We start from the raw sequence: 22,255 nt of genomic DNA on the forward strand, positions 1-22,255 counted from the left end.
CGATGGGAATCGTTCTCGGAATCGATCTGGGCACGACCAACAGCTGCATGGCCCGGGTGGACCCCGCCACGGGGCAGGCCCGCGTCCTGCTCAACCGCGAGGGCGAGCGCACCACCCCCTCCGTCGTCGCCTTCGACGTCTCGGGTCGGGTGACGGTGGGCAGCGCCGCGCGCCGCCAGGCCGCGCTCCACCCGCGTGACACCATCTTCGGCGCCAAGCGCCTCGTGGGCCGGCGCTTCGCGGACCCCGCCGTGCAGGCCATGCGCAAGCTGCTGCCCTACGAGGTGGCCGCCGACGCCGACGGCAACGCCGCGGTGCGCGTGCACGGCCAGCTCAAGAGCCCCTCCGAGGTGCTCTCCCACGTGCTGCGCTACCTCAAGGAGAGCGCCGAGAACAACCTGGGCCAGCCCGTGGACGGCGCCGTCATCACCGTGCCCGCCTACTTCGACGAGGTGCAACGCCAGGAGACGAAGCTCGCGGGCGAGCGCGCCGGGCTCACCGTGCACCGGCTGCTCAACGAGCCCACCGCCGCCATGCTCGCCTGCCGCGTGGACGAGTCGCGCGCGGAGAACATCGCCGTGTTCGACCTGGGCGGGGGCACCTTCGACATCTCGCTGCTGCACGTGGAGGGCGAGGTGGTGCAGGTGCTCGCCACCTGCGGCGACAACCAGCTCGGCGGCGACAACATCGACGAGCTGCTCGTGGACGCGCTGCGCCGCATCTTCCTCAAGCAGACGGGCCAGGACCTGGGCACCCACCCCGAGGCGCTCTGGCGCCTCAAGGAGGCCTCCGAGTCCACCAAGCGCGTCCTGTCCGAGCGCGAGCAGACGGCGCTCGACTTGCCCTACCTCACCACCACCAGCGGCGGCGAGCCCCTGCACCTGTCCCTGCCCTCCTTCTCGCGCACGCTCCTGGAGAACCTGTCCCAGCGCGAGCTGGAGCGGCTGCGCGGCCCGTGCGAGCAGGCCATGCGCGACGCGGGCCTGGCGCTCGCGGACATCCACCGCGTGGTGCTCGTGGGCGGCATGACGCGCATGCCCGCGGTACGCGCGCGCGCCGAGCGCTACCTGGGCCGCCCGGGCGAGCGCTCCGTCAACCCCGACGAGGCCGTGGCGCTCGGCGCCGCGCTCGAGGCGGACATCGTCGCCGGGGACTCGCCCGCGGCGCCCCAGGTGCTGCTGCTGGACGTGCTCTCGCGCAGCCTGGGCATCCGCACCGAGGGCGGCCGCTTCAGCGTCCTCATCCCCCGCAACACCACCATCCCCACGCGCGAGACGAAGGTGTTCACCACCACCTTCGATCAACAGACGCACGTGGACCTGGAGGTGTACCAGGGCGAGTCCCCCACGGTGGATGGCAACCGCTACCTGGGCGAGCTGCGGCTCACGGAGCTGACGCCCGCGGCGGCCGGGGCGGTGCGCGTGGCGGTGGACTTCACCATCGACGCGGACGGTATCCTCCAGGTGACGGCGCGCGAGCCCGCCACCGGCCGCAAGGCCCAGGCCACGCTGCGTCCCCCCACCGCCGCCTCCCCCTGAGAGGGCCCCCGCCATGTCCCAGGACGCTCCGCCGGATCAAACTCCCCCGCCCAACCCCTTCGTGGTGCTCGGGCTCCAGGGCACCGAGGACCTGCCCGCCATCCGCAAGGCCTTCCTGCGCATCGCCGCGAACTCGCACCCGGACCGGCTGCGCGCCCGCTCCCCGGAGGAGAAGGCCCAGGCCCTGGAGGTGTTCCTCGCGGCCAAGAAGGCCTTCGAGACGCTGAGCCAGCCGGACAAGCGGCGCGAGTGGAGCGAGAAGATGGCCCCGAGCAAGCTCCGGCCCTCGATTCCCGTGCGCCCCGGCTCCGCCCCCACTCCGGCCTTCGGCGTCCCCGTCTACGTGCCCTCGCCGCGTCCCCCGCCGGACACCGCGGCGCAGCAGCTCTACAAGCTGGGGATGCTGGCGCTGGAGGCGCAGGACTACGGCAAGGCGCTCGGCATGTTCTCCCGGGCCGCCCGGCTGCTGCCCACGCCGCGCTACCAGGCCATGGAGCTGGTGTGCCGTGGCCACCAGTACCTGAGCACCCGCTTCTTCGATCGCGCCCGCGAGAGCTTCGAGCAGGCCCTGCAACTGCACCCCGAGTGCCGCGAGGCCCAGGTGAGCCTCGAGCTCGTCGACAAGCAGTCCGGCCGCTACCTCAAGGGACGCTAGAGGGGACGCCAGACGCCCCGCGTCACTGGATGGTGATGGGGATGTTGTAGAGGAAGCACACCGGCACCTTCTGGGGCTTGTACTGCCAGCCGTCGCGGATGCCGGAGATGATGTCCGAGTCCGCGCCGGGCACGGACTTCACCGCGGTGACCTCGTAGACGTTGCCCTCGGTGGACACGCAGATGCGGTAGAGGCCCGTGAGCGTGCCCTGGCCGCGGTGCGACTGCTTGAAGACCTCGGACAGCCGCGGCGGCGTCTGCCGCACCACGTCACGCTGGATCACGAACGGGGGCACGTTCTTGGGCTTCACCACCTCGCCCGTGCCGCCCAGGGTGCCGCCGAGCTGCCCGCCCACCGTCCCACCGACCACGCCCCCCACGACACCGCCGGCCACTCCCCCCTCCACCCCGCCCGCGACCCCCGCCGGATTCTCCGCCGCGGGGGTGGGCTCGGGCTCCGGCTCCGGCTCCGGTTCCGGCTCCGGCTCGGGCTTCTTCGGCTCTTCCTTGATGGGCTCGATCTTCTCCGGCTTGCGCAGCACCACCTCCTTGCGGGGCGTGGGCTTGCGCTGCTGCTGGACCACGGGGCGCGGACCGCCCGCCGGAGGCGGCGGGGGAGGCGGCGGCAACTGGCGCAACAACGTCAGCTCCACCTCCTTCTTCTCCTCTGGTTTTGCCTTCGGCGTGGCCATCAACACCAGCGCGGCGATCACCCCTACGTGGATAACCACGGAAAACAGGGCAGGACCGGCCAAGTGGGAAGATGTGGAAGCAGTCTGCTGCTCGAACATGGGGCCTGGAGCGGAGAGGTTCTTCCTCTCAATACCACAGTCCCGGGCGCTGTCTTCCCTACTCCCCGGGTCAAGGGGTGAACTCCATGTGAAAAGCCACCCCCTTATTGGAAATTGGTACGAAGTGTTGATAGATGACCGTCCCGGCCGCGGTGGCGTTCGCAGTCGGGCGTTCGTGCCGTGAGCCCCCTCCTCCATTTCCCCCGAGGCTCTCGTGCGAACGAAGCAGAAGTGGGCGCTCACGCTGTTGACGGCGTTGGGTGCCATGTCGTGTGGTGATTCGCAGCCGGTCGATCCGTACCAGAGCTTCATCGACGGTACGAGGCTCGATGCGAAGTTCCAGCCCACCGCGGGTTGTGGCCCCCTGGACAAGGAAGGCAAGCCGAGCACCCTGAAGTGCTACCAGTACTCCAAGGGCTGGTTCAACGGAGAGGAGCGCAGCTTCCACAACCTGGCGCTCACCACGCCCAAGGATCAGCTGGTGAAGACCAGCACGGCGACGGGCATCTCGTACGACTTCCCCGAGGGCTGCGCGACCGGCAAGCCGTTCGATCAGCGCAAGGACACGTACCCCGAGGACATCCAGTACTCCGTGTTCGACACCCTGCCCCTGTCGACCAGCGCGATCCCCCTGGTGCGCGTGAAGGGATGGACCGGGGTGTCCAGCTTCACCTGCAATGCCATCAAGAACGATCAGTCCCTCAAGGACGGCGTGTTTGGCGGCGGCGAGGCGGAAGGCGAGAGCTACGCGGTGCGCGCGATCATCGACCCGACGTTCGCCTACGCGCGTCCCAATGACACCGCGCCCCTCACCCAGTTCACCTATGGCTGGCACCGCGCCCTGCTGCTCGCCTACCTGGACGGCGGCCCGGTGCCCGTGGACGGCAACGGCAACGTGAAGACGATGGATGGCCTGTGGCTCAAGCCCAGCTCGAGCAGCGCCAAGCCCACCGACCTCAACGCCCGGCTCGTGTTCCAGGCCCGCCCTGGCGAGGCCAACTGGTCTCCCGTGGTGCGGCTGCGCGAGGTGTCGGTGTCGGCCAACACCACCTTCAAGTCGCTCTGCTACACCGAGCCCTGTCCCGAGGACGCCTTCAACATGGCGACCACGCCCGTCACCTACACGGGTGTGCTCTTCCTCGGACCTGTCCTTCCCGCTGTTCCCGCCCCGTGACGTTCACCCCCTCTTCCGAGCTCGCCCCCATGACGATTTCCCTTCCGCTTCGCGGCCGGGCGCTATTGCTGGCGCTCCTGGCGCTCGCTGTCCTGCCGCTGCCCGCGCTCGCCGCGGGCGAGAACTACGGTCGGCTCTCCGGCTATGTGTACGACCCCACCGGCACCCCGCTGTCCGAGGTGCCCCTGACCCTCAGCGGCCCCGCGCTCCAGCAGCCCCAGGAGCGCAGCAGCGGCGAGGACGGCCGCTACGAGTTCCCCCTGGTGCCCCCCGGCGAAGGCTACACCCTCGAGGTCAAGGTCGAGGGCTTCACCCCCATCAAGCTCACCAACATCTCCGTCCGGCTGGGCCAGACGACGCCGGTGGACGTGAAGCTCGAGGTGTTCACCGAGACGCAGGCGGTGGCCACCTATGAAATCACCGAGCGCGTCAATCCCATCATCAACCCGGACTCGGCCGAGACGGGTGCGGTGGTGACGGCGGAGAAGGCCGCGTCCACGCCCGTGTACAACCAGGTGCAGACCATCGCCCAGCTCGTGGCGGGCGTGGGCCCGGGCAACGCCCCGAGCCTGCGCGGCGGCCTGTCGCGCTGGGGCAAGTTCTACGTGGACGGCATGGACACCACGGACGTGTCCGACGGCTCCATCACCGCCACGATGAACTACTACGCGGTGGAGAACTTCGAGGTCATCACCGGTGGCCTGGACGCGCAGTACAACTCGCTGGGCGTGGTGCAGAACATCGTCACCAAGACGGGCTCCAACAACTGGACCTACGACGCGACGCTCGTGCTGCAGCCCGCCTGGAGCGCCGCCAAGACGCAGTACGCCTCCAACCAGCCGCTGAGCACCGGCAACCTGCTCAACAGCACCACCCGGCAGGCGGAGACCACGTTCTACGCGCCCCTGCTCGCCTTCGGCGGTCCCATCGTCAAGGACCGGCTGTGGTTCTACGCGAGCGGCCAGTGGAACTTCTCGATGCGAGAGATCCCCCTGACCATCAAGGGCCAGCAGGAGAACCGGCCCCGCGACACCCAGACGAAGCTCGCCCGGCTCAAGCTCACCTGGCAGCCCACGAGCCGTGACCGCGTGTCCTTCGCCGTCAACGTCGACAACAACACCATCACCAACAACATCGGCAGCGCGACGACGTCGCCCGAGGCCGAGTCGCGCATCGACCGCGGCGGCTACTTCCTCATCGGCAACTACGACCACAGCTTCAACGACAACGTCCTCTTCCAGTTGCAGACGGGCGCCACCTACAAGCACGCATACTTCGGTCCGCAGAACGATGACATGAACGCCATCTCGCACGCGGACGAGAACGACAACTTCTTCACCACGGGCTCCTCGGGCTCGCTGTCCAGCAGCATCGCGGGCAACTACTCCACCGAGGACAAGTGGCGCTTCCAGTTCGACCCCACCGTGCTCGTCAAGGCGGGCGCGCACCAGATGAAGGGCGGCGTGCAGCTCGGCTACCTGATGGGCACGCTGAACGTGGGCACCACCGGCAACTACCGCTACACGGACAAGGGCGGCATCTGCAACCCGGAGGACCCGAGCACCTTCGCTTATTGCAACACGCGCGCGGCCTTCTACGGCAGCAATGACGTGCTGGGCAGCAACACCGCCAGCGGCGCCGTGGCCCAGTTGGGCGCCTTCGTGCAGGACCGCTGGACCGTCAACCGCCAGCTCACGCTGATCGCCGGTCTGCGCGCCGACGTGGGCCGACTCTACGGCGACGATGGCGCCTTCGTCACCAACCTGGTGGGCATCGGCCCGCGCGTGTCGGCGACGTATGACCTCACCAATGACCGCAAGACCCTGCTCAAGGCGCACTACGGCCGCTCCAACGAGGTCGGCGACGTCTTCATCGCGCAGCGCGCCAACCCGGACATCCAGCGCTACACCGCCACCTTCAACCCGGCGGCTGGCGCCTTCCCGGACTGTGGTCCCGGCACGCCCCTGGCCAACAACGTCTGTACCCGGAGCGGTGGTGCCAACGGCCGCTCCTTCGCCAGCACGCACACGCCGACGAGCGTGGACGAGGTGAGCCTGGGTCTGCACCGCGAGGTGAGTCAGGGCGTCGTGCTCGGCACGGACCTCACCTACCGCCGCTATAACAACATGTGGGTGGACGAGGAGATCAACCAGATCTGGGACGCCACTGGCACGCGCGTCATCGGCAACGTGAACGGCACGGCCGGGGAGGTGTTCCTCATCCACAACCCGGACAGCGCGTGGCGCGACTACAAGGGCGTCGACCTGTGGGCGCAGGGCAAGCTGGGCGGGTGGGATCTGCTGGCCAGCTACACCCTGGGCTTCAACAACGGCACCGTGGCCAGCTACTTCGACGGCTACGGCAGCAACCCGCGCACCCAGTACCTCTTCGAGGGCCCGACGCCGGACGACATCCGCCACACGCTCAAGGGCGCCGTCAACTACGCGACCTCCTTCGGTCTCGATTTCGGCGTGCGCATGCGCTACCTGACCGGCACGCCGCTGTGGCAGAACCAGTCGCTCAGCAACCCCAACACCACCCTGTACCGCTCTCCGCGCGGCACGGGCTACACGGTCAACCGGGGCCTGGCGAACTTCAACGACCCCTCGACCATCTCCGAGCTGCGCAATCCCGACCTGTTCGTCATCGACGCCCAGGCCCGCTACGACGTGGGCCGCCTGTTCAACATCAAGAACAAGTTCGAGATCACCGCGATGGTGGTGAACGTGCTCAACAACACCGCCACCACCAGCATCTACGACCAGTACGCGACCACCAACTCCAACTACGGCCTGTCCCGCAACCGTAACGGTGGACTGCAGGCGGAGCTGCTGCTGCGCTTCCGCAACTAGCCGCACGGAGGCGGTGTCCCGAGCGGTTCAGGGACACCGCCTCGCTGAAGGCCACAGGCCACATCCACTCAAGAGCCCCGTGAGCAGACCCAATGGGATTATGGGTCTGCTCCAGTGACCCCACCTCCGGGCCTAAGGTCGGAGCTGACGGGCAATCAATCGGGTACTCCAGGACCCAGGCGGGCACCCACCCAGTTCTGGGCACTGGAGTCAGGCCCTCGGTGTTCAGGTCACCAACCGCCCCTCGGAAAGAAGAGGGCGAATTGATCAGGCGCCGCACACCTCGGACTTGGCAACCCTCACCAAGTCCTTGAGGCGATTCAGTTCATCCGATTTCCATCCGCGCTCTTCGCAGGCAGCAACAACCTGCGATGCGCTCGCCACCAACGCCCACATAAACGCATCGAGGGGAACACGTCCCTCAAGAACGACCTGTTCTGAACTCTGCCTTCTCCGTCGGCATTGAAGAACGATTTCGTTGCCGTGCCGCGTCGCATCAAAAGCGAATGGTCCGTCCATGAAGCGGCACTGGGCAGTTGATGCTTTCCCAGAGAAAAGCCGTGTCAGTTCCTCCAACCACCAGCCGAGTACGACAACAGGGGTGTCATTCCATTCATCATCAGGGAATGAACGATCCTCATCTCGGAGCATAATCACGCCCGTGATTCTTCCGGATCGCGCGATCTCCAAAGTGCCGACTTCTGCCTGTACCTTGAACATAAGAATCTGCATCCTAAAAGAGAGGGTACGCAGTTTCGATGGCCTTGGTTTCCTTGTTCACCCACATCTCGATGCGAAAGCCCGGCCCGGGTCCCCGCACCAAAACACGCGGACCTTGGCTGGCCACCGGTTCGGCATGTCTGTAGGCTTGTCTGACTGATGATTCGACTTGATTCCTGGTCATGTGGTCAGGGAACAAATCTTTCTGGGGACTCACACGGGATCCTCCACGCATGTGGCCAGAGGCAATGTGGTCCATGTCGATTTCAACCTTCTTCCATGCAGGAAGGTTGACCGGCTTGGTGTGAGAACCGGCCCTTGCTGCATTACCCTGTGCGTTCAGGGTCGAAGGGTTGTAGTGGGAAGTCGGGACATTGCGTGAACGGTTGATCGCGGAGAGATCCACCCGGTTAGAAGCCTGCAGGGCAGCCATTACCTCGTCGGCGTTCTTGACGGCATCCACCGCCTTATTGGCGGTCCGGTAGCCCTTGATGACGGCTCCCGCGCCTCCCGGAACAAATGGCAGCGCCAAGGCCGCGCCATCGACGATGACCGATACAACATCGACTACCTTCGCGGCTGTGCTCGTGTTCTTGTCCCACATGGCGATGCTGGCAAGGCCCATGCCGAGACTCGCCGCATCCCATACCGACTCGAGAGCCTTTCCAGTCGGATCCACGTAGGCCACTGGATTGCCACCCGCGTACCCATACAGGTTGCACTCCGCCGGACTGTCCACGCAGCGCTCCGGCTCCTCCAAGAACAGCGGGTCCGGGGTCAGGAACCGGTTGATCGTCGGATCGTAGTCGCGAACCCCCATGCGGACGAGTTCCAGATCCGCATCGTAGCCCTTCTGGACATAATCCACGATCGCCGCGATGTCCGGATGGATGGTCCGATGACCAAACGGAGAGGCCAACCGGGGGGTTCCGTCCAGCTCCGCCATGAGCGTGCCGCGAGCATCCGCAGCGAGCAGGTGGAAGGAATTGCCCCGGACGAGGCCCACCAACTGCCCGGAGAACTTGAAAGGCTCCGCCAGACCGCCCGCGTCCAGATAGGCGCCCTGCTCCAGATACGCCGCCACGGGAGTCGCTCCGCTGAACTTCAGCAATCGCTGGCCGTTCTCGTCGTACAAGAACCGCCACGTGTTGCCACCGCGAGTGGCGAGCGCCAGATGGCCATTGGGGCCATAGCTGAAGGACAGGTCGCCCTTGCTGAGGGAGCGGCCGAGGGCGTCGAACGTATACAGCGTGTTCCCCGCGGTGAGGGAACCACTGGCCCAACTCAAGTCGCGGCGCGATCCCTGTTCCTCGATGCTCGTCGGCAGACCCGAGCCGTCGAATCCGTAGGAGTAGGCATTCTCCGCGTCACGTGCGTCCGTCAGAAAACCCTGCGGCGAGTAAGCGTACTGGCGCTGCAGGTTCTTGCCGCCGATGACGAAAGTATCGTGGTCCGGAAAGCCTCTCGCGTTGAAGCGCAGGGCGTTGGAGGAATGCCATCCCCCCGCCGCCCATTGCGATATCGACAAGCGTTCATGGGTCAGAGGATCGTACCCCAGCAGGACCTGGTCACCCGTGGTAAAGGTCGCGGTGCTGGCCTGTCCATTGGCATCATAAGCAAAGGTGGCCAATGGATAGCCATTGAGCCACACCTCCGACAACCGGCCGTGGGCATCCCATCGATGCTCATTGCTGGAGACCGACAGCAATCCTCCGATCGCGTCCCACACCGAGGTGGTCGTCTGCCGCGCCTCACCATTGTCCGCGTAGGTGAACTCCGACGCCACCGTACGCCAGCCATCCAGCCGCAACACGTACCGGGAGAGCTTGCCGTCCGCGCGATAGTCGAAGGTCTTGAGATAACCCTCGCCCTGGACCGCCGACAGTTCTCCCAGGTACGTGCGCCGTCCAGGCTCGTCCGGTGTCGCCCCGTCGTAGAAGAAGCGGTAGTGCTGAACGGCCCCCTGGATCAGATCCGTGTGCTCTTCCACCGACTTGCGTCCGATCGCGTCGTACGTCCACGACTCCGAACGCTGAGCCACCCCTTGTGCGGACAGGAACCGTCGGCTTCGTAGCAAGCCCGTGACGGGTTCGTACTCATGGACGAGGGTCGCGAGCCCTTCTCGGGTCACCTGCTTCACCCGGCCATGCGCATCGTAGGTGACCCCATGGGTCTTTCCATCCGGCAGGAGCACACGCCGCACCCGGTCGAGCGCATCACGCTCGAAGCCGAACTGGGTGCCATCCGGCTCCTCGCGGCGCAGCACCTTCTCCGAGGCGTTCAGCCAGAAGCGCGTCCGATAGACATCGTTCTCGACCCGCTCACGCCGCAGAAGGCCAGACTCCACATCGAGGCTCGACACCACCTGCCGCTCCACATCCGCGTGGAGCTTGGAAAACGCGGCAATCTCATGGCCCAAGCCAGCGGAGCGCCGCATGGCCACGGGCTGCATTCCCGTGCGCAGCCCCTGGTAGGTCAACGCCGCCGGCTCCGACGTCGGCGGCTCGGTGGGCCGGTTGTGCTCGCGCGTCTCGAGCTGCTCCGGATGGAACGTCGTGACACCGTCGAACGCCCACCCCTCGGGAATGAGCTGGGCACTGGCGACCTGCGCGCCCGAGGCCGTGCTCCACTCCACCGAACGGCGCCGGGCTCCTGAAAGGCCATCCACGAGCGTGGTGACATTCACCACCGCGGGCTTCACGTCCGTGGCGAATTCATAGGCGAGCAACAACGCCGGGTCCGCCTCCGTTGCATGGCCCAGGCTGTTCCAGTTCTTCTGGAGACGTTCCTGCCCATCGTAGCGGAACGCCTGCGTGTAGAGCTGCGTGCCATGCTGGCTGGTAAGGGAGCGGATGGCGTCCGTGAGCGGCTCTCGCGAGGTCACCTCCAGGACCGAGCCGTCCGGAGACGTCACCTTGCGCAGCAGGGTGCTGTCCGGCTCCAGGGTGAAGAGCGTATGGCCCTGGCCAGGCACCGAGACGCGCTCCACGGAGTAGTCCGAGCGGTACATCACCTCTTGCAGGGTGAGCAGCCCCTCCTCGCCCAGGCTTTGCACCCGCTCCACCAGGCCCACCGCGTTGCGCGTCAGCCATGCCTCGTGACTGAAGTTGATCGACCTGTCCGCATGCTGGCCGGAAAGGATGATGCGATCCTCCAGACAGTGCAGATGCTTCACCAGGCCCGGCACCACGGCGCGACGGCGCTCCGTGGTGAGCGAGCCATTCGCGGTATGGAGCACCGTGCGCTCCGGGCACACCGTCTCCTCGTAGGCGGGATAGTCGTAGTCGGTATGCTCCTCCACGACCTGCGTCCCACTCCGCAGCGCTTGGGCATACCCCGCGCGCTCCGCCTTCAACCGCCGCCAGGGCAGCCCCTGGAACGTGGCCAGGTCGTAGCCGCGCTCCGCGTAGCGGATGACTCCCGGCGTGCGTGAGTCAGATTCGCTGGACGACACGACGAGGCCCGCGTTCGTGTCGTCGTTGAGGAAGTGGACCTGCTCGACGAGCGAGGGCGCATGGCGCACCACGCTGTCGAACCCCAGCAGATGCAGTCCCTGGGGATGTACCCGCGGATGAAAGTACTGATACGAGTACGCGACAGGCTCCTGGCCCGAGGAAGAAACCACCAGCCGCTCGAGCACCGTCGCACGCTGGCGCCCCCCCGGCTCCGCGGGGGCCCGTGCGTACTTGAAGGTCAACACGGTGCCCTTGCCGTCGTCCGCCGTCCACAGCAGACCTGTTTCCGCTGTGTTCAGCGCCACCGACATCGTCCTGTCCTCGAGGGCCTCCACCACGACCACTTCCGTGTCCCCACTGCCCGCGACGTCCACCACCATGGGGTAGCTGGCGATGAGTCCGAGCGGGTAGAACATCGCGGGCACCCGGATGTACTGCAGCCGGGTTCCGTCGTTGATGAAGACAAACATCAACCCATCCAAGGCCAGCAGGGCATCCGCCGCGCCATCCTTGTTCACATCCACGAAGTGGAGCTGGTAGTCCGAGAGATTCCCCAACACCGTGCCATCGACGAGGAAGGGAATGATGATCGCCTCGGGGGAGAACTCGTACTTCGCGCCCGTTCCAGACCAGACCGCCAGACCGGAGTCGAAACGAGAGACGATGTCCAACAACCCATCCCCATTCATGTCGTGCAACCACGACGCATCCGCGGGGAAGGCTGGAGACAGGAAACGGGTGATGGGCGAGCCAAAAGCATACCCGGAGGCATCACTTTGATTGGGGAGCACCCGGTAGCCCCCACTGAAGATCTCGATGAAGTCGGGGCGGTGGTCGCGATCCAGGTCCACCAGCCGGTTGTTCGGACCTGGCTCCCAATAGCCGGGGAGTTGCAGGGTGTGCACGGCGACACCGTCACGGGCGCACAGCGTGAGCTGAGAGGAGGACTGCGCGCCATAGCGCACATCCAGCACGCTGTACTCCGTATCCGTGGGCCGCAACTTCACCAGTTGGCGTACGGGGTTCTCCTCGTAGGGCTCCCAGCGGCACGGCCTATGGACGGGACCACTCGGGGCTGGCAACTCCTGGAAGGAGAAGCCCTGAGGCCCCTGGACCACCAGGAGATTGCTCTTGTTGTGCTCGAGTTCGAGCTGGCCGTTCTCGTCGACGTCGAGGGGCGCGGAGCGGGTGGGATAGAGGACGTCCCAGCCCAGACGCTTCACCACCGGGTCGAATTGGGGCACGGGCCTGAACTCCGCGGAGGTCAGCTTCTCGGTCCCTACGTGGTACGTGTAACGAACGGGAGGTTCGGACTCACCCGAGGCGAATACCCGGACAATTTCTTTCATATAGAAGGCCGGGCTGAGCGCCTCCTCCTCATAGGAGAGGACGTAATGCCATCGCTCGCGGAAGGAAGCGGATGCCGGGTCCCAGGCGGACACCTTCACGAACTTGACGCGCTGGTCCAACACCAGTGCCCGCGACGAGCGCCAGTCGGAGAATGGCACTCGAACGGCTTCGTAGATGAAGTCCAGTTGGTACCGCGCCGTGTTCCCTACTCCGCCAAAAGACACGGTCTTGAGGAAGGGCCGTCCGGAGGCGTTCTGCTCATAGGTGAGCCGCGTCTTCCTGCCCGTCGCCGTCACTACTTCGGTGAGTGGCCAGGAATAGACTCCGGCACCGGTCTGGACCCGGGAGGGGCCGCCGAACGTATGCCGGCTGCCATCGGGCAGAAAGGCCACGAAGCCATCCGCGGTCGCCTCTACCCGCACGTGGGCGGACAAGCCCCGCGGGTACCAGCTTCCATCCAATCCCTGGACGAGCTCACCCCAGGGGCCCGTCAGTCCATCCGTGACGTAATCCAGCGTACCTACATGCCGGAAACGGGTCAGGAAGAGGTTCGACTGCCAACCCATTCCCCACTCGGAGAGCCCCTGCTCCACGGAGTACTGGGGGAAGACCGGCGCGAGCAGGGGTCCGTGGTCCGAAGGCACCACGAAGGGCGACTCCAGCGTGTATCCCCCCCGGCTCAGGTCGGCCGCTTCGAAGGCAACTCCCGAGAGCTGGCCCACCAGGGAGCCTCGTTGGGGGGCCGACAGCGCGGGCGGTTGGATCAGCGAATCTGAAAAAGGATGGGCTTGCGCCACGGTAGCGAGGCTGGCCCATAGGCCTGCACAGGCTGAGAGCAGTTTCTTGGAGAAGGGAAATCGCACGAGTCGTCGCTAAGAAGGAAGAAAAGTATGAAAAGGCCGGCCCGGGCAAAGCCCGGACCGGCCGACCACTGCATCACTGGAGGGGAATCAACTCACTACTGGCAGTTCTCCAACCAACCCAGCCCCCCCTGCTCGACCGGGCGGACAGACACGGTGAAGAAGAGGATGATGTCATCCGCTTCCCAGAGACCAGTCAGATCCGGCGAGCTGAAGTCGATGGAGAACTTGGTGAATGGAGACAGACCATTCGCGACACGGGTCGGGGCCGCGTAGTTGAGGAACCTGGAGCCCGCGTTGGCGATGGAACCATCATAGGTCGTCTTCACATTGAACGTCGTCCACTCTCGGGTGTCCATGAAGTACGAGACCGGACCATCTTCCCTGGGGAATACGAGTGATTGATCGAACTCGACATTCACGCGGATGTTCTCGCTCTCGGTGCGCTGTTTGGCCAGGGGATTGATCCAGACGAAGTGAATGCCCATGGCGTCGATGACCGGCGCGGCTTCGTTGCACCCCAGCTTCGAGGAGCCAGGGCTTACGCCGGCGGCATACAGGTCCGCTGGCGTCAGGACGATGGAGGCCCGCGTCTTGTTATCCACGGCGGCCCAGAGAGCAGCGGAGCGCTCCGTGTCCGCGGTGCGGAAGAGGCTGGGCTGCCTTGGATGTGAGGGTAGAATGACTGGACGCGGGAAACGCAACGCCACCTGCGTGGGAACCAGGGACGGAGTCCCACCCCTCGCATCTTCAAGGACATCGATCAGGTCCGTCACCAGATCGTGCGCGGATTGGACGTGGAGGCGAAGGGTGTCATCGACCTTGATCTGAATGAGCTTGTCGAGTTGGGACTTGTAGTAGTTGCCCGTGAGCGTCTCGAACACACCCGGATGACGCAGATCGACGATGGGATGGAGCTGCGACATCACCTTGTTCAGGACGAGGAGCGAATAGGCACTCAAGGTGTCCGCGTCCATCTCCCTCAAGGCCCACGAGGACACCTTCCTGGTCATCCGCAGCTCCGCGTTGGACAACTGGAGCTGTTCATTGAGCGCGCGCGTCTCCAGGACGAGCCGGGCCATGCTCAGTTCCACGGTGCGTGCCTCCACCTTCTTCTCCAGCACCGCCAATTCCGCATCGAGCCATGCCTCGTAGATGCTCATGATGTCTGGGAAGTTCGTCAGTCCTCCCAGTTGAAGCAGGGCTGTCGAGCGCAGTTGCGCCTTGTCGCTGGGCAGCAGGCGGCCACTGGCGAGGAAGTCGTCGGTCTGGCTGCGAATGTCGAGGAGGGTCTTCGCCATCTGGGTCGCCACCTCCGCGACCACGGAGCCCAGCGGCCGCACCCGGGTCATCGTCACGTTCAAGCCAACGCTCGTATCCACCGCGCAACCGGTCTTGTCATTCACCACCAGGTAGACGTCCGCATCCTCCTGAACAGAGAACGAGGTGTAGGGCGACTGCACCACATGGATGTCCAGGATGGAGGCATGGTCGAGCGCCGTCGCTCCACGCTTCATCACCACGGCCAGCAGGCTTCCCACGGGCATGTCCGGGAAGGGGGTGTTCTGCAGGCGGAGACCACGATGGAAGCTCGCCGTCTGGCGGCTCTCGCCGCCCAACGTACTGCTCGTCGAGTGGGTAACGCCTCCGCTCGTACCATGGTCGGACTTGTAGCAACTCTCGACCCGCTCGTAGGCCCTGGCGCTGAAGACAGGTACGGACTCGTGGCCGATATTGAGCGACATCTCGGCCCCCGCGCAGTCACTGTACGAATTGGATCTACTGTAGAAGGTTCCATTCTGGTTCACGCGCTCCGTGGCGCTGGCCTTGAACGTGGAGCCCTCCGTGGAGATCGAAAAGCCCTCGGGTCCCGTGGTGAACCCCCTGCCTTGACTGCTGACGACGATTGGATTGGTGATGAAGGGCGCCTGCTGGGCGGTTTGCAATGCACAGGTCGGCGACCACGAACCCGACGTATCGAAATTGACCACGTCTCCCTTCTTGATGCTCAGGGAAGGCTCCTCGTTTCCAGGGCCAGTCCCTGGCCACTTGTAGAACGACACCACCTCCACACCACTCTTTCCCTGGCTGGTGTCCCGGCGCGCGTTGTCGGCCGTTACATCCTCCAGGGTGCGGGAGACGCGATCATAAGCCACACGATTGTCACCGGCTTCCTTCTTGAGTTCCTGGTTGAGGATCTGGGCGAAGAGCGCGTAGCGCGCCTGCTGGACCTCGATGTTGTGACGCAGTGCCACTTGATTCCTGCTGAGTTCCTCGAGCTCGCCTACCTTCTGCTGGAGTTCCGCCAGCAGCCGGGACTGGCCGCTCCGGGTCGAGATCTCCTGTTGCAGCGCCACCACGGCTTCCTTCCGGTTGGCGGAGTACGTCTCGAGCTTGTTGCCGAGGTTTTCGTTGTCCGACTTCACACGGCCGATGGTTTGCTCCTGCTGGGCCTCCTGAATGCCGCGGTACAGCGTGTTCTGCAGGGTGGGCTCCAACAGACCCGTGCGCTCATGACTGCGTGTGCGCGCCAGGGCTTGTTGGATGTATTGAGCCAGCGGAACCATGCCGGGGCTCATGGACTCGGGCAGTCCACGGGAGAGCAGCTCCTTCCAGGAGTCGGCCTTGGACGCGTAGACGGGGTTCTCCAGGAGCGAGTCGCGCACCGCGTTGGCCACCGTGCTGTGGTTGCGCTGGATTTGAGTGAAGACCTCCCTCCAGTTGACACCCACCTGGTTGGCCTTCCCGAGCTGGGTCTGGAGCCTGCCCGCGTCATCCAGGTTGGCCAGCAAGCCCCAGAGCTGACTCATCTGCGAGCTGTCCGCGGTGGGGCTGCAGCGCTTGAACCGGCAACCCAGGTCATGAAAGGGACGCAGTGACTCCAGGCGGTGGGTCAACCCCGTGAAGGCATCCCCCATGACCAGGACAAGGGCCGAGGAAGTCATGGGCGGAGGACCCGAGACCGGCAGCGCGGCCCGCAGCACGTCACGCTCCACCGCCATGGAGAGGTTGGACACGTTGCCCAGGTAGGTGTCGAGATAGTCGGTGAGTTGCTCCGCGGGCAGCGAGGGAATCTCCGTGTCCAGGTGAACCCGGGTCGCATACGCGGCGTCCCAGAAGGTGCTCAAGAAGCCGGGAAGCTTGTCCCCCACGCGATCCTTGAAGAGCACCGGCTCGGAGGACAGCTCCGAGCGCAGATTCACGTACCAGGTGTCCATCGCACGGAGTGCGTAATGCAGTTGCTGGGGGTCCACGACCGGCTCGCCCGCCGTGGGGGTGCTCAGGGACAAGGGGGTTACCTGCCGCGTCACCAGGCTCTCCATCAACGAGAAGAAGGAATCGCGATAGGCCGCGCTCGAGCAGGCGTCACCCACGGGAATGAGGGTGATGTCCGAGGCCAGACCCAGACACTGGGAGAGATAGGAGTCACGAGCGGAGCGGGGCACATGCGCCGGCTCCAGGAGCGAGCAGAAGCCGAGCTGCTGGTTCAAATTGCTCAGGTCTCCACACGCCGAGGTCACGGGAGGCGGGGTGAAGGGAGAAGGACAATCCAGCCGCACGCTCTTGTACGGGTCGATGTTGTACAACTGGAGGATCCGCCCCTGCTGACCATCGCTCAGCAGAGAGCCCTTGCGCTCGAACAGGAGCTTCAGACGCTCGACGAGCTGGTTCGCCAGCGCTGGACGCGACACCCCGGAAAGTGGCACTCCCTCGGGGAGGCCGGCGACATCGTTCTGCGCCCCCAGCAGACCATCGAGACAGTTGTAGAGTTCTCTCGCCTGCTGCTGGGTCTGAGCCGGGTTGTCGAGCGGCTTGTCCTCACAGGTCAGGCAACGGGTCGACCCGAACTCCACGGCGGGAGTGGGGACGGAGCCGTTCAGGTTGAGCAGCTTCTTCCAGGCCGCCTGGACCTTCGGATCCGACTTGAGCGCATCCACCGACTGCCCCGGCGCGGAATAGAACGGGCCCGCGTCTATGCCGCAAGCGTTCGGGTCGAGCGACTCCAGGAAGGCGGGGTGGCGGCAGGTCCCGTACAGAGGTTCGGGGCAACTGAACGCGGGGCACCGTGAGTCGTTGTAGACGGTCCCCATGATGGGAGCATTGTAGAGCGTGTATCGACACTCAGTACTACCTCGATCAATCCAGAAATCGTAGACAATATCGTCCCGAAGCTCTTCTGGGTACCCCGCAACATCATCGAGAACCTGTTTCTGGCAGGGATAGACGGTATCGTAGACGTTGATCGTCTCGCAGTTGTAAGGCAAGCCCCACTCATCGTACTGACACTGCTCGTACGAATAAGCGTATTCAGGCTCTACCCACACGGTGCGATCCACTCGCTGAGTTCCGACAGCCTGTTCACAAGGCTGGTAACAAGTCTTTGGTTTCGTCCCAACCTGGGGACACTTTGGATCGTCCGTTCGCGCGTTGTAGCACTTGAGCTTCAGCTCCTGCGGCCCGGAACAGGTCCGCGAGTCCGTCGAGCCCGCGTTGGCCGCAGACGTCTTCCAGGAGAGTACGCTGTCGGAGCACGAATCCAGTTCCTGCTCAACGACATCCCTTGGCTCGATGCCACTCTCCTGATCAGGCACCCCGCCACACGCGAGCAACCACATAAGGCTGCTCAGCATCCACACACTTACCCTGTTCAAAGCTCCCCCTCGGAAGTCCCGTGCGACTGACTCACCACGGATGGTCCGTCACCTTGTGTTGACGGAGTCGAGCCCTTAGCACGCTCCTCCATGGGATTGTTCACTCCAGGCGCCAAGTGCGTATGCATAGCCGCCATCTCGAATTCTCCATATTTTGGAATGGACCCCATCAAAAGCGCGGAGCCAAAGCCGCTCAATCATCCCCCTGGCACCAGCGGAATCGCCCGCGCGGCAGGTCATCGTCTACAGTGCCACCGCTATGTTCCGCTTCCAGAGTGCTCTCTTCCTTTCTCTCGCGCTGTCCCTCGCGTGCACCACGCCAACCCGGGCGGTGCACCCCACTCCTCGCCCCACCGACGGCCCCGAGTTGGTGCTCGTGGAGAGCAGCCCGGTAGAAGCGCGGATGGATCACCCAGACATCCCCGACGCCTGGGAGGTCTGGCCAGAGATGGTCAACGGGGCCAGGCGCTCGATCGACCTCGCCGAGTTCTACCTGAGCAACGCGCCGGGCAGCCGCCTGGAGACGGTGATTCAAGCGCTCGAGGCCGCGGCGGACCGGGGCGTGAAGGTGCGCGTGCTCGCCGAGGAGAAGTTCGCGAAGACCTACCCGGAGACGCTCGAGCGGCTGGCGAAGCGGCCGGGCATCACCGTGCGCCGCATGGACACCGCCGCCTCCATGGGCGGCGTGCTGCACGCGAAGTACTTCGTCGTGGACGGGCGCGAGGCGTACCTGGGCAGCCAGAACTTCGACTGGCGCTCGCTGGAGCACATCCAGGAGCTGGGCCTGCGCGTGCGTGTCCCCAGCGTCGTGCGCGCGCTCGCGGACGTCTTCGAGCAGGACTGGGCCCTCGCGGGTGGAGAGCCCAAGCCCACTGTGTCCACCTCGGCGGCGGGCCCGTTCTCCGCCCACGTCGAGGGAGGCGAGGTGTCGGTGACGCCCGCGCTGAGCCCCCAGGGCTACCTGCCCGACCCCGGTACGTGGGACCTGCCGAAGCTGGTGGGACTCATCGATGGCGCGAAGCGCTCGGTGCGGGTGCAGGTGCTTACCTACAAGACGAAGGGACGCGATGGGAGCGTCTTCACCGACCTCGAGGACGCGCTGAAGCGGGCCGCGGCGCGTGGGGTGACGGTGGAACTGCTCGTGGCGGACTGGAGCCAGCGCAAGGGCACCATCGAGGGTCTTCAAGCCCTCCAGGCCCCGCCGGGATTGACGGTGAAGCTGTTCACCGTGCCGCCCTGGTCCGGAGGCTTCGTTCCCTTCGCGCGCGTGGTGCACGCCAAGTACCTGGTGGTGGACGGCGAGCGGGCGTGGGTGGGCACGAGCAACTGGGAGAAGGACTACTTCACCCAGAGCCGCAACGTGGGCGTCATCGTGGAGGGGCAGGCCTTCGCTCGTCAGCTCGAGCGCTTCTTCTCGGACAACTGGACGAGCCCGTATGCCTCGGTCGTGGATCCCCGCGCAACGTACACCGCGCCCAACATCAGCGGCTCGCCATGAACCTCATCCTCCTGTCCACGCCCCTGTTCTTCATCTTGATGGCCGTCGAGTGGCTGGGCGGACGGCTTCAGCACCGGCGCGTCTTCCGCGGCGCGGATGTCTTCGCCAACCTGTGCCTCGGCACGGCCCAGACGGTCTTCGCCGCCGTGAGCGCGGGCCTGCTCGCGGGCTCCTACGTGACGCTGTATTCGCTGCGCCTCTTCGACATCCCGTCCACGTCCGCGTGGGCCTGGGTGGTGCTGCTGCTCGGCACCGACTTCTGTTACTACTGGTTCCACCGCGCCTCGCACCGCATCCATCTGACCTGGGCCGCCCACGCGCCCCACCACCAGAGCGAGGACTACAACCTGTCCGTCGCCCTGCGGCAGGGCCCCATCCAGCCCCTCTTCTCCCGCGTCTTCTACCTGCCGCTCGCGCTGCTGGGCTTCCCGCCCGCCATGTTCGCCACCGCCGTGGCGCTCAACACGCTCTATCAATTCTGGGTCCACACCGAGCTCATCCGCACGCTCGGACCCCTGGAGTGGGTTTTCGTCACGCCCTCGCATCACCGCGTGCACCACGCCTGCAACGGCCGCTATCTCGACAAGAACCACGGCGGCATGTTGATCATCTGGGACCGGATGTTCGGCACCTTCGAGGCCGAGCGTGAACGGGTGACCTACGGCACCGTCAAACCCGTGAGCACCTTCAATCCGCTCGTGGCCGCGCTGACCCCCTTCCGCGAACTCGTGGCCACCATCCGGAAGACGCCCCGCCTCCTCGACAAGCTCAAGGTGCCGTTCATGCCCCCCGAGTGGAGTCCTCCCGGCGTGGAGGCCCTCTCCCTCGACGTTCCTCCCGACAGGCCGCGCTTCGAGGTGCATGCCCCCCGACGGGTGGCGCTCTACGTGCTGCTCGTGGGCAGTCTGTCACTGGCCCTCATCCTGGCGTTCCAGGTGCGGATCTCCTCCCTGTCCCCGGCCGTGCGGCTCGCGTTCGTGGCCTGGTTCCTCGCCTCGCTGGGAGGACTCGGGGGCGTGCTGGAGGGCCGGCGCTGGGCACGCCCCGTAGAGGCCCTGCGGCTCGCGGCGGTGCCCTTGCTCATCGCGGCGCTCTGAGTTCCACGACTCCGTTCGAAAGGTTGATCAGGGTAAGGGCTGCTTACCGGAAGCCCACACCAGGAAGCAGCCCTTCGCATCGGCACGTCAGGGCTCAAACCTTCTGCGTATAGCCCGAGATAGAATCCACCCAGATGAATTTAAAAACCCCCTTGAAGCGGAAACCCTCCGCCGAGGCCGTCAATATCAGGCCGCCCTCCTCGCGCCTCGAGATGTCGATGTCCGCAAGATTGTTGGTGGTCCATCCCTGTATCTCCAAGCCAAGCACACCACTACACAGCAACTTCACATGTGCCGTATTGGCGCCCGCGTTGAGCCACTTCGAGGGAGGCGCGGAGGGAAAATCGTTCAAATCGAATCGGAGGAACACCGTGGGACCATCTTGAAGCAGTTCCACCTCATGCACTCGCACCTTCCGCAGCGAAGGCTCGACCGGATACAGTTTCCGGAAAAACTCCGCTTTCCCCAGCAGATCCATCCAGGCCATGCCCACTCCTCACAGTCGAAACCAGCCGTTCACCGCCCAGACTCGATTGAGTGATTGACCTCTCGCCCGTTGGCCTCCCTCGCCTCCTTCGCGAGGACGTATCCACCGAGCCCAACGGACGAATCAATCTCGTAAAGCACCAACTCACCGGCCAGGATGGCACGCGTGCACCGCTCCGGGAGCTCCAACTCCCGACATCGCTCGCTCGTCCCCTCACGCGACGCGGACCAGACATATAGATCGAGCAATACATTCTGCTCGCGGAACGGGCCCAGCTCCACGCCTTCCACTCCCGAAAACGCCAGTAGGGCGTCCGAGCCATCGCGCATCCGCAGCCTCAAGCTCAGCGTCTTCGCTTCCCGGTGGTTCTCCACCGCCACGACTTCCGCATCATGCACGTCCAGATGGAATACGCTCACCCTGTCTCCCCCTGCGGGCCTGACCGCGAACACGAGCTCCGTCACCAGGTTGGGATTTTGTCGATGGAACCGGCGTCGATCAACTCAATCCCCTGTTCACTCGCCGCGGTCTTGATGAAATCGCTCAGGCCCCTCTTGTCCTGGCTCAGACTCAAGAAGTAGAGCCCGAATTCCCCCCAGCTCCAAATACAGGCGTGTGACGCGTGCCGCAGCACGAACTCGAGGAGCTTCGAGTCAATCCGTCTTCCGTGGAAGAGGTCTCTCAAAGCGGCTGGTGGGCCGGGCGGACGAGGTTGTCCGTAACGCTCGCGCAATGCCTGTTTCTTCAACTCCCGGCGGAGATGCTCGAGAGCGTCCACTTCCCTTCGCAAGTCGGAGTCGGGCGACCCGAAAGAGAGGCATCCGTTCAAGGCCTCCCTTTTCACGATGCTGAAGCGAGCTCCATCGTTCAGATGCAACAGAGGAAGGGAATCCCCTCCCGAGGAGAGGATCATGGAGTCACGGAGCATCCGCTCGGCCAGTGCACGTCCCTCCGGGAACTGGTCGAAGCCAGAAGGCCCCACACGTTCTGCTTTGTACACGTTCAGCTGGCATTCAATGGAGGAGAAGAACTCTCTTGAGCCCGAGACATACTTCTCGAGCAGTTCTCGTCCGTCGGCGAAGAAAATCCCCATGATGAACTCCCCTCGTGACCCAGGATGGGTGGAA

The 22,255-nt window shown here is 65.0% G+C and carries 13 protein-coding genes; 6 read left to right on the plus strand and 7 right to left on the minus strand.

Translation table 11 applies throughout. The features are described from left to right. Positions 1-2: 2 nt before the first annotated feature. Both CYFUS_RS48525 and CYFUS_RS48530 read left to right on the plus strand, forming a co-directional pair. A complete protein-coding gene (locus tag CYFUS_RS48525; protein ID WP_095991432.1) occupies positions 3-1,538 on the plus strand; it encodes an Hsp70 family protein in 1,536 nt (511 codons plus the stop codon). 13 nt (positions 1,539-1,551) lie between these two features. Further along, positions 1,552-2,193 (plus strand): J domain-containing protein, encoded by a 642-nt coding sequence (locus tag CYFUS_RS48530; RefSeq protein WP_095991433.1) that lies wholly within the window; start codon positions 1,552-1,554, stop codon positions 2,191-2,193. Positions 2,194-2,215: 22 nt separating this feature from the next. Here the strand turns inward: CYFUS_RS48530 and CYFUS_RS51500 are convergent, their stop codons facing one another. Then, positions 2,216-2,905 carry a PaxA gene (locus CYFUS_RS51500; protein WP_157759090.1) on the minus strand — a complete coding sequence of 230 codons (690 nt, stop codon included), beginning with the start codon at positions 2,903-2,905 and terminating at the stop codon, positions 2,216-2,218. A gap of 292 nt (positions 2,906-3,197) precedes the next feature. Here CYFUS_RS51500 and CYFUS_RS48545 point away from each other — a divergent pair, with 292 nt between their 5' ends. Both CYFUS_RS48545 and CYFUS_RS48550 read left to right on the plus strand, forming a co-directional pair. After that, the gene (locus CYFUS_RS48545; RefSeq protein WP_095991436.1) at positions 3,198-4,157 is read left to right on the plus strand and encodes a hypothetical protein; all 960 of its coding nucleotides are present in this window, start codon (positions 3,198-3,200) and stop codon (positions 4,155-4,157) included. A 29-nt stretch (positions 4,158-4,186) separates the two neighbouring features. After that, complete coding sequence (locus CYFUS_RS48550; RefSeq protein WP_095991437.1) at positions 4,187-7,009, plus strand: TonB-dependent receptor; 2,823 nt, start codon at positions 4,187-4,189, stop codon at positions 7,007-7,009. A gap of 267 nt (positions 7,010-7,276) precedes the next feature. Here the strand turns inward: CYFUS_RS48550 and CYFUS_RS51505 are convergent, their stop codons facing one another. The 3 genes from CYFUS_RS51505 to CYFUS_RS48560 form a co-directional block, all read right to left on the minus strand. Further along, positions 7,277-7,729, minus strand: a complete 453-nt coding sequence (locus CYFUS_RS51505; RefSeq protein WP_157759091.1) for a hypothetical protein — start codon at positions 7,727-7,729, stop codon at positions 7,277-7,279. A 13-nt stretch (positions 7,730-7,742) separates the two neighbouring features. After that, positions 7,743-13,256, minus strand: coding sequence for an RHS repeat-associated core domain-containing protein (locus CYFUS_RS48555; RefSeq protein WP_095991438.1), 5,514 nt, complete (start codon positions 13,254-13,256; stop codon positions 7,743-7,745). 236 nt (positions 13,257-13,492) lie between these two features. After that, positions 13,493-17,485, minus strand: coding sequence for a hypothetical protein (locus CYFUS_RS48560; RefSeq protein ID WP_095991439.1), 3,993 nt, complete (start codon positions 17,483-17,485; stop codon positions 13,493-13,495). A gap of 964 nt (positions 17,486-18,449) precedes the next feature. On the opposite strand from CYFUS_RS48560, the gene CYFUS_RS48565 reads away from it, so the two are divergent. Together CYFUS_RS48565 and CYFUS_RS48570 are read left to right on the plus strand one after the other, a co-directional pair. After that, positions 18,450-19,544 (plus strand): phospholipase D-like domain-containing protein, encoded by a 1,095-nt coding sequence (locus tag CYFUS_RS48565; RefSeq protein ID WP_198316391.1) that lies wholly within the window; start codon positions 18,450-18,452, stop codon positions 19,542-19,544. Next, positions 19,541-20,641 carry a sterol desaturase family protein gene (locus CYFUS_RS48570; RefSeq protein WP_095991441.1) on the plus strand — a complete coding sequence of 367 codons (1,101 nt, stop codon included), beginning with the start codon at positions 19,541-19,543 and terminating at the stop codon, positions 20,639-20,641. Before CYFUS_RS48565 ends, CYFUS_RS48570 begins: the two co-directional genes overlap by 4 nt. Before the next feature lie 94 nt (positions 20,642-20,735). Here the strand turns inward: CYFUS_RS48570 and CYFUS_RS48575 are convergent, their stop codons facing one another. The 3 genes from CYFUS_RS48575 to CYFUS_RS48585 are packed head-to-tail and all read right to left on the minus strand — an operon-like array spanning position 20,736 to position 22,221. After that, entirely contained in the window at positions 20,736-21,128 is a 393-nt protein-coding gene (locus tag CYFUS_RS48575; protein ID WP_095991442.1) for an Imm50 family immunity protein, read from the minus strand. Positions 21,129-21,157: 29 nt separating this feature from the next. Then, the gene (locus CYFUS_RS48580) at positions 21,158-21,592 is read right to left on the minus strand and encodes a hypothetical protein (RefSeq protein ID WP_095991443.1); all 435 of its coding nucleotides are present in this window, start codon (positions 21,590-21,592) and stop codon (positions 21,158-21,160) included. Then, complete coding sequence (locus CYFUS_RS48585) at positions 21,589-22,221, minus strand: hypothetical protein (RefSeq protein WP_095991444.1); 633 nt, start codon at positions 22,219-22,221, stop codon at positions 21,589-21,591. The genes CYFUS_RS48580 and CYFUS_RS48585 overlap by 4 nt, the downstream gene beginning before the upstream one ends. Positions 22,222-22,255: the final 34 nt, after the last annotated feature.

Origin of the sequence: Cystobacter fuscus (assembly GCF_002305875.1) — a bacterium.
In the GTDB taxonomy this organism is placed as follows: domain Bacteria; phylum Myxococcota; class Myxococcia; order Myxococcales; family Myxococcaceae; genus Cystobacter; species Cystobacter fuscus_A.

What these genes read in the sequence shown, in the direction of transcription:
- CYFUS_RS48525 (WP_095991432.1), top strand. Translation starts at nt 3, where the DNA reads ATGGGAATCGTTCTCGGAATCGATCTGGGCACGACCAACAGCTGCATG.
- CYFUS_RS48530 (WP_095991433.1), top strand. Translation starts at nt 1,552, where the DNA reads ATGTCCCAGGACGCTCCGCCGGATCAAACTCCCCCGCCCAACCCCTTC.
- CYFUS_RS48550 (WP_095991437.1), top strand. Translation starts at nt 4,187, where the DNA reads ATGACGATTTCCCTTCCGCTTCGCGGCCGGGCGCTATTGCTGGCGCTC.
- CYFUS_RS51505 (WP_157759091.1), bottom strand. Translation starts at nt 7,729, where the DNA reads ATGTTCAAGGTACAGGCAGAAGTCGGCACTTTGGAGATCGCGCGATCC.
- CYFUS_RS48560 (WP_095991439.1), bottom strand. Translation starts at nt 17,485, where the DNA reads ATGGGGACCGTCTACAACGACTCACGGTGCCCCGCGTTCAGTTGCCCC.
- CYFUS_RS48565 (WP_198316391.1), top strand. Translation starts at nt 18,450, where the DNA reads ATGGATCACCCAGACATCCCCGACGCCTGGGAGGTCTGGCCAGAGATG.
- CYFUS_RS48570 (WP_095991441.1), top strand. Translation starts at nt 19,541, where the DNA reads ATGAACCTCATCCTCCTGTCCACGCCCCTGTTCTTCATCTTGATGGCC.
- CYFUS_RS48575 (WP_095991442.1), bottom strand. Translation starts at nt 21,128, where the DNA reads ATGGCCTGGATGGATCTGCTGGGGAAAGCGGAGTTTTTCCGGAAACTG.
- CYFUS_RS48585 (WP_095991444.1), bottom strand. Translation starts at nt 22,221, where the DNA reads ATGGGGATTTTCTTCGCCGACGGACGAGAACTGCTCGAGAAGTATGTC.